This is a genomic window from Streptomyces sp. S6, from assembly GCF_054880855.1.
Genome location: NZ_JBTYMC010000571.1, coordinates 1 through 2,026, shown reverse-complemented (window position 1 = coordinate 2,026; position 2,026 = coordinate 1). Strand labels below are relative to the sequence as shown.

The window sequence follows — 2,026 nt, the reverse complement described above, 5'->3', positions numbered from 1 at the left end:
CGGGGGCGCAGGAGACCGGCGGTGAGGGCGCGGTCCAGGGCGTCGACGGCGGCCAGGGCTTCGGCCAGGCCCTCGACCGGTTCGGTCAGGGTGTCGGCGCGCATCAGGCGGCCTCCGCCCGGGTCGGCGGGAACCACTGCATCTCCGGCAACGGGGCGGTGGTCGGGGCGAGTTCGAGGTAGGCGAGGTGGCGCAGGAAGCGGCTGAACACCGCGGCGGCGGCCTTGCCCGGGTCGGGCGCGGGGTGCGTGCCGGTCATGACGGTGAGCAGCGCGCCCGCGTCGGCGGTGGTGTCGCCGGTGTCCACGCGCAGGTAGCGGGCGACGCGCTCGGCGCCGTACTGGAGCACCGCTTCGGTGACCAGCGCGCGGATGTGGTTGCAGAACGAACCCCGGGCGCCGCCGCAGGGGCGGTTGTTGTTGGTGCTGCACGCGTAGGCGTACGCCCCTGCGGCCACGGACGAGACGTAGACCCGCTCGATGTCCGAGCCGCTGGAGACGACGCCCTGGAGGCGGCCGTCGGCCAGTTCCACGAAAGGGACCTTGGCGAGTTTGCGGGGCCGGGCGGGTGCGAGCACTCGGGCGGTGCTCAACTGCTCCCGTTCCGGTACTTTCTGCGCATTCGACGACACACCAGCTCCTTTGCAGCTCTGAGGGATGTCTTCCGCCGGATCGGCGCGACATCGATCAAGCTATCGGGCACCACTGACAACGCCCCCCGGATCGGGGGGCGTCGCAGGTCAGGAGCTTGTGCGGGGTTTCCTCAGCCGCGCGCCGGGGCCTTCGGACGGGCAGCCAGAAGGCCGAGGACGACGAGTCCGGCGACGGCCGCCGCAGCCGCCGTCGTGCACCGCTGCGAGCGCCAGGCCAGTACCTCGCCGGTGGAGTTCGCGGAGAGCGCGGAGCCGACGCTCAGCCAGGAGCCGGCGGACAGGGCGGAGGCGGCGGAGCCGATGGAACCGACCGACAGGAAACTTCCGACGGAGCCGATGGACAGCGCGCTGCCCACGGAGCCGATGGAGAGGAACGAGTTCACCGAGCCGATCGACAGGGCCGAGTTCTTCGACCGGAGCGAGTACCAGGAGCCGTCTGTGTGGTCACGGGTCGTCATGGGGCGATCCTGTCAGAGGAGCCGCCCCCGGGAGAGCCGCTCCGGGTCAGCGTTCGGGCCAGTCCCGGTAGGGGATGCGGGGCAGGTCGCGGATCTCGCCCAGCAGGCCCCATTCGTCGCGGCCGAGTCGGGCCAGGGGGCGCAGGCGGTGGATGTCCGGGTGGCCGTCGACCAGCACCGAGTCGTCGACGACAGCGTGGACGACCTCGCCGAGGACGAGGGTGGAGTTGCCGATGCCCAGGGTCGTGTGGAGACGGCACTCCAGGGCGACCGGGGAGGCCGCCACGCGCGGGGGCTTGACCTTCAGGGAGGGCTCCCGCTCGACGCCGACGGCGTCGAACTCGCTCTGCCCTGCGGGGAAGTCGGTCGCCGTCTCGTTGATCTGCCGGAAGAGCGGCTCCGGCGCGAGGTTGACGACGAACTCGCGGGTCGCCTCGATGTTGCGGAGGGTGTCCTTGCGGCCCACCGAGGTGAACTGGACGACCGGCGGGTCGGTGGAGGCGACGGTGAAGAACGAGTGCGGGGCCAGGTTGGCCGTCGTACCGTCCGCCGTCAGGGTGGAGACCCAGGCGATCGGCCGGGGGACGACGACGGCGGTGAGCAGCCGGTAGAAGGCCGCGGCGCCCAGGGAGGCGGGTGAGTGGTCGACACGCATGACAGCAAGTTGTATCCCGCAAGCATCGGGAAGCACGCATCTTGTTCCCCAAGAGTCGGCAACTCACTCCCCACATGGGGGTGTTACCGCCGGTCACTCGCCCGAAAGAGACGAAGGTCACGACTACGTATCGGACATTTAACGCTTCAATCTTCACGGCAGGCACACAAGTTGGCTAAGTTGACGCCGGGCCGCACGACCGACTCCGGCGAACCGCCGGGCCGCGCGGCCACCGCCGAGCCCGGGGCGACCCGGCGAGGT

General features: G+C 70.9%; 3 protein-coding genes. All 3 read right to left on the bottom strand.

From position 1 onward, the window contains the following. Window positions 1-103: 103 nt before the first annotated feature. A complete protein-coding gene (locus ACVNF4_RS35320) occupies window positions 104-631 on the bottom strand; it encodes a hypothetical protein (protein ID WP_461806934.1) in 528 nt (175 codons plus the stop codon). 131 nt (window positions 632-762) lie between these two features. Next, window positions 763-1,110, bottom strand: a complete 348-nt coding sequence (locus ACVNF4_RS35315; protein ID WP_461806933.1) for a hypothetical protein — start codon at window positions 1,108-1,110, stop codon at window positions 763-765. A 46-nt stretch (window positions 1,111-1,156) separates the two neighbouring features. After that, complete coding sequence (locus tag ACVNF4_RS35310; RefSeq protein ID WP_461806932.1) at window positions 1,157-1,765, bottom strand: flavin reductase family protein; 609 nt, start codon at window positions 1,763-1,765, stop codon at window positions 1,157-1,159. Window positions 1,766-2,026 lie beyond the last annotated feature (261 nt).

Coding starts and splice junctions, on each gene's coding strand:
- ACVNF4_RS35315 (WP_461806933.1), bottom strand. CDS start 1,110: ATGACGACCCGTGACCACACAGACGGCTCCTGGTACTCGCTCCGGTCG.
- ACVNF4_RS35310 (WP_461806932.1), bottom strand. CDS start 1,765: ATGCGTGTCGACCACTCACCCGCCTCCCTGGGCGCCGCGGCCTTCTAC.